Consider the following 15,048-nt stretch of genomic DNA (forward strand, 5'->3'; position numbering starts at 1 on the left):
TAGGGTTGCGTTCGAAATATCAGGTGGTCAGGGTACGCAATAGGTTCTTGTAGTCTTCACGGATGTCCGCATCCGCTTCTCGCAGTTCGGCAATCTTACGACAGGCGTGGAGTACCGTGGTGTGGTCACGACCACCGAATGCATCGCCAATTTCCGGCAAGCTGTGGTTAGTCAGCTCCTTGGCCAAAGCCATGGCAACCTGGCGCGGCCTTGCGATGGAGCGAGAGCGCCGCTTGGACAACAGGTCGGCAATCTTGATCTTGTAGTACTCCGCCGTGGTGCGCTGGATATTGTCGATGCTTACCAGCTTGTCCTGCAGAGCCAGCAGGTCCTTGAGTGACTCACGAATCAGCTCGATGGTGATATCACGCCCCATGAAGTGGGCATGGGCGATCACCCGTTTCAGTGCGCCTTCCAGCTCGCGGACATTCGAGCGAATACGCTGGGCAATAAAGAAAGCCGCATCATGGGGCAGTTCAACCTTGGCCTGCTCGGCTTTCTTCATCAGGATGGCTACCCGGGTTTCCAGCTCCGGCGGTTCCACTGCAACAGTCAGGCCCCAGCCAAAACGTGACTTCAGGCGTTCTTCCAGGCCTTCGATTTCCTTGGGGTAACGATCGCTGGTGAGAATGACCTGCTGTCCCCCCTCCAGCAACGCATTGAAGGTATGGAAGAACTCTTCCTGGGAACGCTCCTTCTTGGCGAAGAACTGGATATCGTCGATCAACAAGGCATCCACCGAGCGATAGAAGCGCTTGAATTCGTTGATCGCATTGAGCTGCAACGCCTTGACCATATCGGCAACAAAGCGTTCGGAATGCAGATAAACGATTTTCGCGTTGGGGTTCTTCTTCAACAGGTGATTGCCCACCGCATGCATCAGGTGGGTTTTCCCCAAGCCTACTCCGCCATACAGGAAAAGCGGGTTGTAGCCATGCTTGGGATTGTCGGCCACCTGCCAGGCAGCAGCACGTGCCAGCTGGTTGGACTTGCCTTCGACGAAGTTTTCAAAGGTAAAGGTGCGATTGAGGTAGTTGGTGTGCTTCAGACCACCCTCTACCTGTACGGTACGCTCGCCACGCAGCGGGGCAACCGGCTCTTCGGGCGCCGGGCTATCCGCTGTTTCGACAACCGCCGGTTTGGCTGTCATCGCCGCGGCAGGCGAGGCAACCGTCTGGATGGGAGCCGCAGAACGGCTGCTTGCCGCACTACGCCGGCTGCCAATCAGCAAGGACAGGGCAGGGGGCGCAGCCGTGCAACGCTCTCCCAGCAACTCCAGCAATCGACTGAGGTATTTGTCATTGACCCAATCCAGTACGAAACGATTGGGCGCATAGACACGCAGCTCCTGCTCATCACCCTCGACCTGCAGGGGGCGAATCCAGGTATTGAATTGCTGAGCCGGCAGCTCGTCACGCAGCAAGTCGATGCATTGCTGCCACAGTTCCACGGACACGGCTATTCCTCACTCGGTCATTACCCAGCGCAACCCTCCGCACGGAGAGCAACGACCGGCCTGCTAAAGGTGTGCATTGTACCTTTGCCACAGACAGTTATCCACAAAGAAAGGCGCTCCTCAGCATCAACGAAAGCTGTTGATAAAGCAGGGAAGAGCTCTGTTAACAAACTGCAGAGAACCCGGTGAATGACCTACCCTGTGGACAAAAATACATTCCACGCACAGCCTGCCCGCAGCAAAGGCACAGCAAACAGACTTGATACCCACAGAGTTGCAAAACATTCAATGCCTTTCACCGCGAGGGCTACGCAGGGTTATCCACAGTTTCATGTCTCCTCATACATAATCACAGCTTTAATCCTTTTCTAAATTTCTTCTTTGATTATTCTTTGCTGACGGGCCCACAGCGCATGGGGCTACGCACCGGTTGAATAAGCTACTGGTTGGAAATTGACCTGCGCCTTGCCTTTCTCTACAATCGCCGGTCTCTTTGAACGGGGGGCTCTCTTGGCCTCCATTTGACCAAGTAGTGACCACCAGGTAACTGACCATGAAACGCACTTTCCAACCCAGCACCATCAAGCGCGCCCGCACCCACGGTTTCCGTGCTCGCATGGCTACCAAAAACGGCCGTGCCGTACTGTCCCGCCGTCGCGCCAAAGGCCGTAAGCGTCTGACCGTCTGATTTCGCCGGTCGAGGTGGTGAGTCGCGATTTCTCGCGGGAAAAGCGCCTGCTTGTCCCCAAGCAGTTCAAAGCAGTCTTCGACTCACCTACCTGCAAGGCTCCAGGCAAGAGCGTTCTGCTGCTAGCCAGGGAGAATGCTCTGCAACATCCCCGCCTGGGTCTGGTCGTCGGCAAGAAAAGCGTCAAGCTCGCCGTTGAACGCAATCGCATCAAACGACAGATTCGCGAGAGCTTCAGGCTCAACCAAATTCCGCTAACGGGTTTGGATATCGTGGTAGTTGCGCGCAAAGGGCTGGCTGATCTGGATAATGAAGAACTGCGCGAACAGTTCGGCAAACTCTGGAAACGCCTGGCACGCAATCGCGCTCAGGTAGCCACTCCGACCGATTCGACCACTCATGCGTAAACTGGCCCTGCTTCCCATCCGGTTTTATCGCTACGCCATCAGTCCCTTGATGGCCAGTCACTGTCGTTTCTATCCATCCTGTTCCTGTTATGCCCTGCAAGCCATCGAGCTACATGGTGTAGTCAAGGGCGGCTGGCTGAGTTTGCGACGCCTGGGGCGCTGCCACCCCTGGAATCCGGGTGGATATGATCCGGTTCCTCCTGTAGAACAACCTCAATCCTCTTCGATGGCCGAGTAATCATGGATATTCAACGTTCTATCCTGCTCGTCGGCCTGGCCGTGGTGTCCTATCTCCTGGTGCTGCAATGGAACCAGGACTATGGTCAGGCGCCCCTGCCAGCTGCCAGTAGCGCAACCCAGTCGACCACCAGTCCGCTCCCGGAACTGACTGCCAGCAACAATGATGACGTGCCGACGGCCAGCCAGGATGAAGCTCAGGCACCTACCGCCGATGCTCCGGCTGAGAGTCAGTCGCTGATTCGCGTACAAACCGACGTACTGGATCTGGCCATCGATCCGCGTGGTGGTGACATTGTTCAACTGACCCTGCCGCAATACCCACGTCGCCAGGATCGTCCGGATGTCCCCTTCCAGCTCTTCGACAATGGCAATGAGCGCGTTTATCTGGCGCAAAGTGGCCTGACCGGCAGCAATGGCCCGGATGCGCGGAGTAGCGGCCGCCCGCTATACCACTCGGCAACACAGCATTATCAGCTGTCCGATGATCAGCAACAGCTGGTAGTCGATCTGCAGTTCAGTGAAGCCGGCGTTGACTACACCAAACGCTTTACCTTGCAGCGCGGCCAGTACGACCTCAAGGTCAGCTACCTGATCAACAACCAGAGCGAACAACCCTGGGTAGGCAATATGTTTGCCCAACTCAAGCGCGATGGCAGTGGTGATCCTTCTTCGACTACCGCAACCGGTACCGCCACTTATCTAGGCGCTGCGTTGTGGACTGCTGACGAGCCGTACAAGAAAGTCAGCATGGGCGACATGGATGAGAAGCAGCTGCGCCAGACAGTGGCTGGTGGTTGGGTTGCCTGGTTGCAGCACTACTTCGTCACGGCCTGGATTCCCGCTGCCGACAGCAACAATGTGGTGCAGACCCGCAAGGATAGCCAGGGCAACTATATCGTCGGCTTCACTGGTCCCAGCCTGAACGTACCCGCTGGAGCCCAGGCGGAAACCTCGGCAGTCCTCTATGCCGGTCCGAAAATCCAGTCCGAACTGAAAACCCTCTCGCCGGGTCTGGAGCTGACCGTCGACTATGGCTTCCTCTGGTTCATCGCTCAGCCGATCTTCTGGCTGCTTGAGCAGATCCACAAGCTGCTGGGTAACTGGGGCTGGTCGATCATCATGCTCACCGTGATCATCAAGCTGATCTTTTTCCCGCTGTCGGCAGCCAGTTATCGCTCGATGGCGCGTATGCGTGCTGTAGCACCCAAGCTGCAGGCGCTCAAGGAAAAGTACGGCGATGACCGGCAGAAGATGTCGCAAGGCATGATGGAGCTGTACAAGAAGGAAAAAATCAATCCGTTGGGTGGCTGCTTGCCGATCCTCGTACAGATGCCGGTATTCCTCGCCCTCTACTGGGTACTCCTGGAAAGCGTAGAGATGCGCCAGGCGCCCTGGCTGCTGTGGATCACTGACCTGGCGATCAAGGACCCCTACTTCATCCTGCCGTTGATCATGGGCGTGACCATGTTCATCCAGCAGCAACTCAACCCAACGCCGCCGGACCCCATGCAGGCCCGAGTGATGAAGCTGATGCCGATCATCTTCACCTTCTTCTTCCTGTGGTTCCCGGCGGGCCTGGTGCTGTACTGGGTGGTCAACAACGTACTGTCCATTGCCCAGCAGTGGTACATTACCCGGCAGATCGAGCGCGCCGCCGCACAAGGCTAAAGCCCGCTCCGTTTGACACAAACGCCCCCTCGTGGGGCGTTTTGCTATCTGCGCAACCGATCAGAGGCCGTCATGTCCCAGCCCCGCGAAACCATTGCCGCCGTTGCCACTGCCCAGGGACGTGGTGGGGTCGGTATTGTCCGTGTCTCAGGCCCGCTGGCCGGGGCTATTGCCGAACAGCTCAGCGGCCTGCAGCCACGCCCACGTCACGCACATTATTGCCCCTGGCAGGCTGCTGACGGTCAGCAGATTGACCAGGGCCTGCTGCTGTACTTCCCCGGCCCGCACTCCTTTACCGGGGAAGACGTGCTGGAGCTGCAGGGGCACGGCGGGCCGGTGGTGCTCGACATGCTGCTGCAGCGCTGCCTGCAACTGGGCGCACGACTGGCGCGTCCTGGTGAGTTCAGTGAACGTGCCTTTCTCAACGACAAGCTCGACCTGGCCCAGGCCGAAGCGATTGCCGACCTGATCGAGGCCAGTTCCGCACAAGCCGCACGCAATGCCCTGCGCTCGCTACAGGGCGAGTTTTCGCGACGCGTACATGAGCTGACCGAGCGATTGATCCAACTGCGCATCTATGTCGAAGCAGCTATCGACTTTCCCGAAGAAGAAATCGACTTTCTTGCCGATGGCCATGTACTCAGCCAGCTGCAGGAAGTGCGCGACTGCCTGTCCAGCGTCCTGCGAGAAGCCGGCCAGGGCGCCCTGCTGCGCGACGGCATGAACGTGGTGATCGCCGGGCGCCCGAATGCCGGCAAGTCCAGCCTACTCAATGCCCTGGCCGGTCGCGAGGCCGCCATCGTCACCGATATCGCCGGTACTACCCGGGATGTACTGCGCGAACATATCCACATCGACGGTATGCCGCTGCATGTCGTGGATACCGCCGGCCTGCGCGACACCGATGACCAGGTGGAAAGGATTGGCGTAGAGCGTGCATTGCAGGCAATTGGTGAAGCTGACCGTGTGCTGCTGGTAGTCGACTCCACAGCTCCCGAGGCCGCCGATCCCTTTGCCCTGTGGCCGGAGTTTCTCACCAGCCAGCCCGATCCGACACGTGTCACGCTGATCCGCAACAAGGCGGATCTGTCCGGCGAGCCGGTAGCTCTGGAAACCTGTGCCGACGGCCATGTGAGCATCGCTCTGTCCGCCAAGTCTGCCGACGGGCTGGAACTACTGCGCGAGCACCTGAAGGCCTGCATGGGCTTTCAGCAAACGGCCGAGAGTGGCTTCAGTGCCCGCAGGCGTCATCTGGAGGCCTTGCAGCGGGCCAGAACCAGCCTGGAACACGGCCATCAGCAGCTAACCCTGATGGGCGCAGGTGAGCTGCTGGCCGAAGATCTGCGCGTCGCTCAGCAAGCGCTCGGTGAAATAACCGGTGCTTTCAGTTCCGACGAATTGCTTGGACGTATCTTCTCCAGCTTCTGTATCGGCAAATAAGCGTACAGCTTGCTAGCCAGCGTACTGCACAGACTGGCTATGCCTGACCGAGTACATAGCAAAGGGCCAATCAGGCCCTTTTCTTTGGGTCGCTGAATTTTTCTGACGGTTTTGTGCAAAACGCAGGGCACGAAACGGTCCATTAAACCCTGTGGGTAAACAGGTCTGAGCTGTCTGGATAAGCCCCCCTGAAAGCTGCGCATAACCAGGCCTGTGGATAACAAGGCCACTGCCACACAGGATAATCCCAGCTAGCACCCAGCTGATCCCCGTGCAAAACACAGACTTATATGTCTCGCAATGCCTTGCTTTGTATGGCTTTCAGCCGGTTATCCACAGAATTATCGGTGACTATACATAATCATAAAAAAGATCTTTAAGTACTTATTCAATTTTAAATCTGTATAGCGAGACAACGGGTTAGCCATCACCTAAGGTTGGCTATTTTTTGTGCAGAAGGCTTCATTCGCTGCAGTGAACTCCCTATACTTGCCGACCTTCCCGCTTTTCCTATTGAAAGCTCTCCCCCGGATATACAGGCACGAGGTGCGTGGTGGATTTCCCTTCCCGTTTTGAGGTGATCGTGATCGGCGGCGGCCATGCCGGCACCGAAGCTGCGTTGGCCGCTGCGCGCATGGGGGTAAAAACCCTGTTGCTGACGCACAACGTGGAAACACTCGGGCAGATGAGCTGTAACCCAGCCATCGGCGGCATTGGCAAGAGCCACCTGGTTAAGGAAATCGATGCCCTCGGCGGTGCCATGGCCTTGGCTACCGACAAGGGCGGCATTCAGTTTCGTGTGCTGAACAGCCGCAAAGGCCCAGCCGTGCGCGCGACACGCGCCCAGGCCGATCGCGTGCTGTACAAGGCAGCTATTCGCGACATGTTGGAAAACCAAAGCAATCTGTGGATATTTCAACAGGCTGTGGATGACCTGATTGTCGAGCAGCAGCAGGTACGTGGCGTAGTCACCCAGATGGGCCTGCGTTTTCTCGCCGATAACGTGGTGCTGACCACCGGTACCTTTTTGGGTGGACTTATCCACATCGGCTTGCAGAACTACTCCGGCGGACGTGCCGGCGATCCGCCCTCAATCGCCCTGGCACAACGCCTGCGAGAATTACCGTTACGTGTCGGTCGCCTGAAAACCGGCACGCCACCGCGCATCGATGGGCGTTCGGTGGATTTTCAGCAAATGACCGAGCAACCAGGCGATACGCCCTTGCCGGTGATGTCCTTCCTAGGACGTCGCGAGTTGCATCCGCCGCAGGTCAGCTGCTGGATCACCCATACCAACGCGCGCACCCATGAGATCATTGCCAGTAACCTGGATCGCTCGCCCATGTACTCGGGGGTAATCGAGGGCATCGGTCCGCGCTACTGCCCATCCATCGAAGACAAGATCCATCGTTTCGCCGACAAGGACAGCCATCAGGTATTCCTCGAACCGGAGGGCCTGACCACCCATGAGCTGTATCCCAACGGCATATCCACCTCGCTACCCTTCGATGTGCAGTTGGACATCGTGCGCAGCATTCGCGGTATGGAAAATGCCCATATCGTGCGCCCCGGCTATGCCATCGAGTACGACTACTTCGATCCGCGCGATCTCAAGTACAGCCTGGAGACCAAAGTCATCGGCGGGCTGTTCTTCGCCGGGCAGATCAATGGCACCACCGGCTACGAAGAAGCAGGTGCCCAGGGCTTGTTGGCCGGCTGCAACGCCGCGCTGCGTGCTCAGGGCAAGGATGCCTGGTGCCCGCGCCGTGATGAGGCCTATATCGGCGTACTGGTCGACGACCTGATCACCCTGGGTACCCAGGAACCGTACCGTATGTTCACTTCGCGCGCCGAATACCGGCTGATACTCCGCGAGGACAATGCCGACCTGCGTCTGACCGAGAAGGGCCGCGAGCTGGGGCTGGTGGATGACGTGCGCTGGGCAGCTTTCGAGGCCAAGCGTGAAGCCATCGTCCAGGAAGAACAGCGCCTGAAAAGTACCTGGGTGCGTCCGGGCACGCCGCAGGGCGATGCCATCGCGGCGCGCTTCGGTACCCCCCTGGCCCATGAATACAACCTGCTCAACCTGCTGGCCCGTCCGGAGATTGACTATGCCAGCCTGGCTGAGCTGACCGAGGCACCGCCTGTGGATAACCAGGTGGCCGAACAGGTGGAGATCAAGACCAAGTACGCGGGGTACATCGACCGTCAGCAGGATGAAATTGCCAAGCTGCGCGCCAGTGAAAATACCCGTCTGCCGGAAGACCTCGACTACAGGGCCATCTCCGGGTTGTCCAAGGAAATCCAGTTCAAGCTCGGCAATACCCGGCCGGAAACCCTTGGCCAGGCATCACGGATTCCCGGAGTGACCCCAGCGGCCATCTCCCTGCTGCTGATCCACCTGAAGAAGCGCACTGCCGGTCAGCAGTTGGAGCACAGCGCCTGATGTCCCTGGTTAGCGTCCGTCATGCCGAAGAACTGAGCCAGGGTGCCTGCGCACTGGGCGTCGAACTCAGCGCCGAGCAGCACGAACAGCTGCTCGCCTACCTGGCCCTGCTGATCAAGTGGAACAAGGCCTACAACCTGACGGCTGTACGCAATCCGGATGAAATGGTCTCGCGTCACCTGCTCGACAGCCTCAGCGTGGTGCCCTACGTCGCGGCACTGGGGGATAACTGGCTGGATGTGGGCAGTGGTGGCGGCATGCCGGGGATTCCCCTGGCCATCCTGTTCCCCGAGCGGCAATTCACCCTGCTCGACTCGAATGGCAAGAAAACCCGCTTCCTTACCCAGGTAAAACTGGAACTCAAGCTGTCCAACCTGCAGGTTATCCACAGCCGCGTCGAAGTGTTCCAGCCGGAGCAGCCGTTCAGCGGCATCTGTTCGCGGGCCTTCAGTTCGCTGCAGGACTTTGCCAACTGGACGCGCCATCTGGGAAATACCGAAACGCACTGGCTGGCCATGAAGGGCGTGCAGCCGGACGATGAACTGCAGGCCCTGCCGGCAGACTTCCGTCTGCAGAGCTGCCAGGTGCTCAAGGTTCCCGGTTGCCAAGGCCAGCGTCATCTGCTGATACTGCGCCGCCTGGAACAGGGAGAGGCTGCGCATGGCTAAGGTATTTGCAATTGCCAACCAGAAAGGTGGCGTGGGCAAGACCACCACCTGCATCAATCTGGCCGCCTCTTTGGTCGCCACCAAGCGTCATGTGTTGCTGATCGACCTTGATCCGCAAGGCAATGCGACCATGGGCAGCGGTATCGACAAGCAGGCCCTGGAGCGTTCCATCTACGACGTGCTGGTTGGCGAATGCAGCCTCGGTGAAGCCATGCAGTTTTCCGAGCATGGCGGTTATCAGCTGTTGCCGGCCAACCGTGACCTGACTGCAGCGGAAGTGGCGCTGCTCGATATGCCGGGCAAGGAGCAGCGCCTGCGCGAGGCACTCAAACCGATCCGCGACAATTACGACTACATCCTCATCGACTGCCCACCGGCGCTGTCCATGCTCACCGTCAACGCGCTGGTTGCCGCCGACGGGGTGATCATTCCCATGCAGTGCGAGTACTACGCCCTGGAAGGCCTGTCCGACCTGGTCAACAGCATCCAGCGCATTGCCCAGGCCCTCAATCCTTCGCTGAAGATCGAAGGCTTGCTGCGTACCATGTACGACCCGCGCATCGGCCTGACCAACGATGTCTCTGCACAGCTCAAGCAGCACTTCGGCGACAAGCTCTACGATGCGGTTATTCCGCGCAACGTACGTCTCGCTGAAGCCCCCAGCTACGGTATGCCGGCACTGGTCTACGACAAGCAATCGCGTGGCGCCCTGGCCTACCTGGCGCTGGCTGGTGAACTGGTGCGCCGCCAGCGCAACGCCGCCCGTCGCGAAACCGCATAAGGAATTTCCATGGCGATCAAGAAACGTGGCCTTGGCCGAGGCCTGGACGCATTGCTCGGCGGCACAACCCCCGCCGCTCTCGAACAGCAGGCCAGCCAGGCAGACAGCCGCGAACTGCAATACCTGCCGCTTGAGCTGATCCAGCGCGGCAAATATCAGCCACGCCGCGATATGGATCCGGCCATGCTCGAGGAGCTGGCCAACTCGATCCGTGCCCAGGGCGTCATGCAGCCGATCGTGGTGCGACCGATTGCCGCGGGCCGCTATGAAATCATCGCCGGTGAACGGCGCTGGCGAGCCAGCCAGCAGGCTGGGTTGGACACGATTCCAGCGATGGTCCGTGAAGTGCCGGACGAGGCGGCGATTGCCATGGCGCTGATCGAGAATATCCAGCGCGAAGACCTTAATCCGATCGAAGAAGCGGTGGCCCTGCAGCGCCTGCAACAGGAATTCGAACTGACCCAGCAACAGGTGGCCGATGCCGTCGGCAAGTCACGTACCAGTGTTACCAACCTGCTGCGCCTGATTGCCCTGCCGGAAGACATCAAGACCCTGCTCGCCCACGGTGATCTGGAGATGGGCCATGCGCGTGCCCTGCTGGGGCTACCGGCGCAACAGCAGAGTGAGGCGGCGCGCCAGGTGGTGGCACGTGGCCTGACCGTGCGGCAGACCGAAGCCCTGGTGCGCCAGTGGCTGAACGGCAAACCCGGCGCCAAGCAGGAGAAGGCTGATCCGGATATTGCCCGCCTGGAACAGCGTCTGGCCGAGAAGCTCGGCTCACCGGTGCAGATCCGCCATGGCAGCAAAGGTAAGGGACAACTGGTCATTCGCTACAGCAGCCTGGATGAGCTACAGGGCGTGTTGGCGCATATTCGCTGACGGCTGAAACACTTACACATGATCTGCCTATGTAGCGGATGGTCGGAAATCACTACCTAACGGTTGAATAGGGGTGCCGGCACCCCTATACTCGGCGCGCATTTTTTTCTGCTTGAGCAGCGGTTCAGGATCTTGCGGTGAACATACGCAACAAGACAGCACTGCACCGACTGCCGGTTTTTCGTGTGTTGCAATGCCAGGCTTTGGCGGCTGTTCTACTGGCATTGTTGTGTGCCGGCCTGTGGGGCTGGGTAGCCGGATACTCGGGCCTGTTGGGTGGCCTGATTGCCTGGTTGGCCAATGTGTACTTTGCGTTCAAGGCCTTTCGTTACTTTGGCGCACGCTCGGCCAAAGCCATCGTCCAGTCCCTGTGGGCTGGCGAGATGGGAAAACAGATTCTCGCAGCAGCGTTGTTTGCGTTGCTGTTTGTGGTAGTCAGGCCGCTTGAGCCGCTCGCCGTATTCGCCGGTTACCTGGTGGTACTGGCGGTGGGAGCCAGTGCGTTGCTACTGCTGAATAAAAATCCGAAGCATTGAGCATTTGAGGCTTGTATGGCTAACACTCCCGCTGAATATATCCAGCACCACCTGCAAAACCTGGTTTTCGGTGCACACCCCGAGAAAGGCTGGATCATTGCCCAGACCCCGGATGACGTGAAGCAGATGGGCTTCATGGCATTGCATATCGACACCTTGGGTTGGTCGGTGTTCATGGGCCTGATTTTTGTCCTGCTGTTCCGCATGGCGGCCAAGAGTGCTACTGCCGGTGTGCCGGGCAAGCTGCAGAATCTTGTGGAAATGTGCGTCGAGTTCGTTGAAGGCGTAGTCAAGGACACCTTCCACGGTCGCAACCCGGTCATTGCCCCGCTAGCCCTGACCATCTTCGTCTGGGTGTTCCTGATGAACAGCCTGAAGTGGATCCCAGTCGACTACATCCCCGGCCTGGCTTCGGCGATGGGCCTGCCCTACTTCAAGATCGTGCCCACCGCCGATCCGAACGGCACCTTTGGTCTGTCGCTGGGCGTGTTCATCCTGATTCTGTTCTACAGCGTCAAGGTCAAGGGTTTTGGCGGCTTCACCAAGGAGCTGGCCTTCACCCCCTTCAACCACTGGTCGCTGGTTCCGTTCAACCTGTTCCTGGAAATCCTTGGCCTGCTGACCAAGCCGCTTTCCCTGGCGCTGCGACTGTTCGGCAACATGTATGCCGGTGAAGTAGTGTTCATCCTGATTGCGCTGCTGCCGTTCTACGTGCAGTGGACACTGAATGTGCCTTGGGCGATCTTCCACATCCTGGTGATTCCGCTGCAGGCCTTCATCTTCATGGTTCTGACGGTGGTGTATCTCAGCTCTGCCCATGAAGAACATCACTGAAACCAGTGCAACGCTTTAACCAAAAACCTTAACCCTTAGCTTCAGGAGCTTTACATGGAACTCGTCTACATCGCCGCCGCTATCATGATCGGTCTGGGTGCTCTGGGCACCGGCATTGGCTTCGCCCTGCTGGGTGGCAAACTGCTGGAATCCACCGCCCGTCAGCCGGAGCTGGCTCCCCAGCTGCAAACCAAGACCTTCCTGATGGCCGGTCTGCTCGACGCCGTACCGATGATCGGTGTTGGTATCGCGATGTACCTCATCTTCGTTGTCGCTGCCTAAGCATTTTCTGGTTATGCACGGGGTTCGTCTCGCGACGAGCCCCGTCGCCGTGAAATTGACAACCGCGTCGAACGAGATAGCACGAGGTAAATCGCTGTGAACATTAACTTGACGCTGTTCGGTCAGACGTTCGCCTTCGCTATTTTCGTCTGGTTCTGCATGAAGTTCGTATGGCCGCCCATTACCAAGGCCATGCAGGAGCGCCAGAAGAAAATTGCCGAGGGTCTGGATGCCGCAGGCCGCGCGCAGCAAGACCTGAAACTGGCTCAGGAAAAGGTGACCAACACCCTCCGTGAGACCAAGGAGCAGGCTACTCAAATCCTCGAGCAGGCGAACAAGCACGCCAGCGCAATCGTCGAGGAAGCCAAGCAGCAGGCGCGCGCCGAAGGCGAGCGACTGGTCAATGCGGCTCGCGCTGAAATCGAACAGGAAGTGAATCGTGCCAAGGATCAGCTTCGTGCCCAGGTAGCCGCTCTGGCTGTGCTGGGTGCCGAGAAGATTCTGGAGTCCCAGGTGGACGCCAAGGTACATAACGATCTGGTCGAAAAACTGGCCTCCCAACTCTAAGCGAGGCAAGCGATGATCAATACCCAGACGCTTGCTCGGCCTTACGCGAAAGCCGCTTTCGAGTTTGCCAGGGCTGCAGGCAAGGCTGATGCCTGGTCTGCCATGCTCAACCTGGCGGCTGTGGCCGTCGAAGTTCCGGAAGTCGAAGCGTTGCTGAAAGATCCGCGCCTGACCAGCGAAAGCAAGGTACAGAGCGTGGTTCGCCTGTTTGGCAGCGACATCGACGAAGCCTTCCGCAATTTTGTCCTGACCATGGGCGAGAATGATCGCCTGGATGTCCTGCCGACCGTGCGGGAGCTCTATGAAGAGCTCAAGGCTGACGCCGAGAAAACCCTTGAAGCGCAGGTTGAAACTGCCTTTGAGCTCGGCACCGAGCAACTGAATACCTTGGCTGCCGCCCTTTCCAAGCGGCTAGATCGCACCGTCAACCTCCAGCAGGTAGTCAATCCTGCGCTGATCGGTGGTGTGGTAATCCGCGCCGGCGACGTGGTTGTCGACGGTTCGGTCCGCGGCAAACTGAGCCAGTTGGCCGAATCGTTGAAATCCTGATTTGAGGGTCATGGCATGCAGCAACTGAATCCTTCCGAGATTAGTGAAATTATCAAGCAGCGCATCGAGAAATCGGATGTGTCTGCCCAGGCCCGTAACGAGGGCACCATCGTCAGCGTTTCCGACGGTATCGTCCGCATCTACGGCCTGGCCGATGTGATGTACGGCGAGATGATCGAATTCCCTGGCGGCGTCTACGGTATGGCGCTGAACCTGGAGCAAGACTCCGTCGGTGCCGTGGTTCTGGGTAACTACCTGAGCCTGACCGAAGGCATGAGCGCCAAGTGCACCGGCCGCATCCTGGAAGTTCCGGTAGGTCCGGAACTGCTGGGTCGCGTAGTCGATGCGCTGGGCAACCCGATCGATGGCAAAGGCCCGATCAATGCTCAAGCCAGCGACGCGGTCGAGAAAGTGGCACCGGGTGTGATCTGGCGTAAGTCGGTCGACCAGCCGGTACAGACCGGCTACAAGTCGGTTGACGCCATGATCCCGGTCGGCCGTGGCCAGCGTGAGCTGATCATCGGTGACCGTCAGATCGGTAAGACCGCTCTGGCCGTCGACGCCATCATCAACCAGAAGAACAGCGGCATTAAGTGTGTCTACGTTGCCATTGGTCAGAAGCAGTCGACCATTGCCAACGTGGTACGCAAGCTGGAAGAACACGGCGCGCTGGCCAACACCATCGTGGTCGCTGCTTCGGCTTCCGAATCCGCTGCCCTGCAGTTCCTCGCACCCTACTCGGGTTGCACCATGGGCGAATACTTCCGTGATCGCGGTGAAGACGCCCTGATCGTCTATGACGACCTGTCCAAGCAGGCTGTGGCCTATCGCCAGATCTCCCTGCTGCTGCGCCGTCCGCCGGGCCGTGAAGCCTACCCGGGCGACGTGTTCTATCTCCACAGCCGTCTGCTGGAGCGCGCTTCCCGCGTTTCCGAAGAGTATGTCGAGAAGTTCACCAATGGCGCCGTGAAGGGCAAGACCGGTTCTCTGACCGCTCTGCCGATCATCGAAACCCAGGCGGGTGACGTTTCCGCGTTCGTTCCGACCAACGTGATTTCGATCACCGACGGTCAGATCTTCCTGGAATCGGCCATGTTCAACTCGGGTATCCGTCCGGCCGTCAACGCCGGTATCTCGGTATCCCGTGTGGGTGGTGCAGCGCAGACCAAGATCATCAAGAAGCTCTCCGGTGGCATCCGTACCGCCCTGGCTCAGTACCGTGAACTGGCGGCTTTCGCCCAGTTTGCTTCTGACCTGGACGAAGCCACCCGTAAGCAGCTGGAGCATGGTCAGCGCGTTACCGAGCTGATGAAGCAGAAGCAGTATGCGCCGATGTCCATCGCCGACATGTCCGTGTCCCTGTATGCCGCCGAGCGTGGCTTCCTGACCGACGTGGAAGTGGCCAAGGTGGGCGCCTTTGAACAGGCGTTGATCGCTTACTTCAACCGTGAGAAGGCCGACCTGATGGCCAAGATCAACGAGAAGGGCGACTTCAACGACGAAATCGATGCAGGCATCAAGGCCGGTATCGAGTCGTTCAAGGCCACCCAATCCTGGTAAGCCGCAGCGGGAGCCGCAAGGCTCCCGCCTGCTAACCCGATAGGTGT

The 15,048-nt window shown here is 58.8% G+C and carries 16 protein-coding genes; 15 read left to right on the forward strand and 1 reads right to left on the reverse strand.

Features of this window, described 5'->3' with window-relative positions; genetic code table 11:
* Positions 1 to 19: 19 nt before the first annotated feature.
* Complete coding sequence (dnaA, locus tag CW360_RS12125; protein ID WP_093985473.1) at positions 20 to 1,456, reverse strand: chromosomal replication initiator protein DnaA; 1,437 nt, start codon at positions 1,454 to 1,456, stop codon at positions 20 to 22.
* Between the two features lie 553 nt (positions 1,457 to 2,009).
* Between dnaA and rpmH the strand changes: the two genes are divergently transcribed.
* From rpmH to atpA, 15 genes are all read left to right on the forward strand, one after another.
* Entirely contained in the window at positions 2,010 to 2,144 is a 135-nt protein-coding gene (gene rpmH / locus CW360_RS12130) for a 50S ribosomal protein L34 (protein WP_003246698.1), read from the forward strand.
* A gap of 14 nt (positions 2,145 to 2,158) precedes the next feature.
* A complete protein-coding gene (gene rnpA / locus CW360_RS12135) occupies positions 2,159 to 2,551 on the forward strand; it encodes a ribonuclease P protein component (RefSeq protein ID WP_101193884.1) in 393 nt (130 codons plus the stop codon).
* Positions 2,544 to 2,789 carry a membrane protein insertion efficiency factor YidD gene (yidD, locus tag CW360_RS12140; protein ID WP_093985471.1) on the forward strand — a complete coding sequence of 82 codons (246 nt, stop codon included), beginning with the start codon at positions 2,544 to 2,546 and terminating at the stop codon, positions 2,787 to 2,789. The genes rnpA and yidD overlap by 8 nt, the downstream gene beginning before the upstream one ends.
* A gap of 2 nt (positions 2,790 to 2,791) precedes the next feature.
* A complete protein-coding gene (gene yidC / locus CW360_RS12145) occupies positions 2,792 to 4,459 on the forward strand; it encodes a membrane protein insertase YidC (protein WP_101193885.1) in 1,668 nt (555 codons plus the stop codon).
* A gap of 72 nt (positions 4,460 to 4,531) precedes the next feature.
* Entirely contained in the window at positions 4,532 to 5,899 is a 1,368-nt protein-coding gene (gene mnmE / locus CW360_RS12150) for a tRNA uridine-5-carboxymethylaminomethyl(34) synthesis GTPase MnmE (RefSeq protein ID WP_101193886.1), read from the forward strand.
* A gap of 553 nt (positions 5,900 to 6,452) precedes the next feature.
* On the forward strand, positions 6,453 to 8,345 hold the full coding sequence (gene mnmG, locus CW360_RS12155) for a tRNA uridine-5-carboxymethylaminomethyl(34) synthesis enzyme MnmG (protein WP_101193962.1): 1,893 nt from the start codon (positions 6,453 to 6,455) through the stop codon (positions 8,343 to 8,345).
* Positions 8,345 to 9,013 carry a 16S rRNA (guanine(527)-N(7))-methyltransferase RsmG gene (rsmG, locus tag CW360_RS12160; protein WP_101193887.1) on the forward strand — a complete coding sequence of 223 codons (669 nt, stop codon included), beginning with the start codon at positions 8,345 to 8,347 and terminating at the stop codon, positions 9,011 to 9,013. Before mnmG ends, rsmG begins: the two co-directional genes overlap by 1 nt.
* A complete protein-coding gene (locus tag CW360_RS12165; RefSeq protein WP_093985467.1) occupies positions 9,006 to 9,794 on the forward strand; it encodes a ParA family protein in 789 nt (262 codons plus the stop codon). The genes rsmG and CW360_RS12165 overlap by 8 nt, the downstream gene beginning before the upstream one ends.
* Positions 9,795 to 9,803: 9 nt before the next feature.
* Positions 9,804 to 10,673, forward strand: coding sequence for a ParB/RepB/Spo0J family partition protein (locus CW360_RS12170; protein WP_093985466.1), 870 nt, complete (start codon positions 9,804 to 9,806; stop codon positions 10,671 to 10,673).
* A 137-nt stretch (positions 10,674 to 10,810) separates the two neighbouring features.
* The gene (locus tag CW360_RS12175) at positions 10,811 to 11,209 is read left to right on the forward strand and encodes a F0F1 ATP synthase subunit I (RefSeq protein WP_093985465.1); all 399 of its coding nucleotides are present in this window, start codon (positions 10,811 to 10,813) and stop codon (positions 11,207 to 11,209) included.
* A gap of 15 nt (positions 11,210 to 11,224) precedes the next feature.
* On the forward strand, positions 11,225 to 12,043 hold the full coding sequence (gene atpB / locus CW360_RS12180) for a F0F1 ATP synthase subunit A (RefSeq protein ID WP_093985464.1): 819 nt from the start codon (positions 11,225 to 11,227) through the stop codon (positions 12,041 to 12,043).
* Between the two features lie 54 nt (positions 12,044 to 12,097).
* Entirely contained in the window at positions 12,098 to 12,325 is a 228-nt protein-coding gene (gene atpE / locus CW360_RS12185) for a F0F1 ATP synthase subunit C (protein ID WP_093985463.1), read from the forward strand.
* Between the two features lie 96 nt (positions 12,326 to 12,421).
* On the forward strand, positions 12,422 to 12,892 hold the full coding sequence (locus CW360_RS12190; RefSeq protein ID WP_093985462.1) for a F0F1 ATP synthase subunit B: 471 nt from the start codon (positions 12,422 to 12,424) through the stop codon (positions 12,890 to 12,892).
* Positions 12,893 to 12,904: 12 nt separating this feature from the next.
* On the forward strand, positions 12,905 to 13,441 hold the full coding sequence (locus tag CW360_RS12195) for a F0F1 ATP synthase subunit delta (protein WP_093985461.1): 537 nt from the start codon (positions 12,905 to 12,907) through the stop codon (positions 13,439 to 13,441).
* A gap of 15 nt (positions 13,442 to 13,456) precedes the next feature.
* The gene (gene atpA, locus CW360_RS12200) at positions 13,457 to 15,001 is read left to right on the forward strand and encodes a F0F1 ATP synthase subunit alpha (RefSeq protein ID WP_093985460.1); all 1,545 of its coding nucleotides are present in this window, start codon (positions 13,457 to 13,459) and stop codon (positions 14,999 to 15,001) included.
* The last annotated feature ends 47 nt before the right edge of the window (positions 15,002 to 15,048 follow it).

The organism is Pseudomonas fluvialis (genome assembly GCF_002835605.1).
GTDB lineage: Bacteria > Pseudomonadota > Gammaproteobacteria > Pseudomonadales > Pseudomonadaceae > Aquipseudomonas > Aquipseudomonas fluvialis.

What these genes read in the sequence shown, in the direction of transcription:
- rpmH (WP_003246698.1), top strand. Translation starts at nt 2,010, where the DNA reads ATGAAACGCACTTTCCAACCCAGCACCATCAAGCGCGCCCGCACCCAC.
- yidD (WP_093985471.1), top strand. Translation starts at nt 2,544, where the DNA reads ATGCGTAAACTGGCCCTGCTTCCCATCCGGTTTTATCGCTACGCCATC.
- yidC (WP_101193885.1), top strand. Translation starts at nt 2,792, where the DNA reads ATGGATATTCAACGTTCTATCCTGCTCGTCGGCCTGGCCGTGGTGTCC.
- mnmE (WP_101193886.1), top strand. Translation starts at nt 4,532, where the DNA reads ATGTCCCAGCCCCGCGAAACCATTGCCGCCGTTGCCACTGCCCAGGGA.
- rsmG (WP_101193887.1), top strand. Translation starts at nt 8,345, where the DNA reads ATGTCCCTGGTTAGCGTCCGTCATGCCGAAGAACTGAGCCAGGGTGCC.
- CW360_RS12165 (WP_093985467.1), top strand. Translation starts at nt 9,006, where the DNA reads ATGGCTAAGGTATTTGCAATTGCCAACCAGAAAGGTGGCGTGGGCAAG.
- CW360_RS12170 (WP_093985466.1), top strand. Translation starts at nt 9,804, where the DNA reads ATGGCGATCAAGAAACGTGGCCTTGGCCGAGGCCTGGACGCATTGCTC.
- atpB (WP_093985464.1), top strand. Translation starts at nt 11,225, where the DNA reads ATGGCTAACACTCCCGCTGAATATATCCAGCACCACCTGCAAAACCTG.
- atpE (WP_093985463.1), top strand. Translation starts at nt 12,098, where the DNA reads ATGGAACTCGTCTACATCGCCGCCGCTATCATGATCGGTCTGGGTGCT.
- CW360_RS12195 (WP_093985461.1), top strand. Translation starts at nt 12,905, where the DNA reads ATGATCAATACCCAGACGCTTGCTCGGCCTTACGCGAAAGCCGCTTTC.
- atpA (WP_093985460.1), top strand. Translation starts at nt 13,457, where the DNA reads ATGCAGCAACTGAATCCTTCCGAGATTAGTGAAATTATCAAGCAGCGC.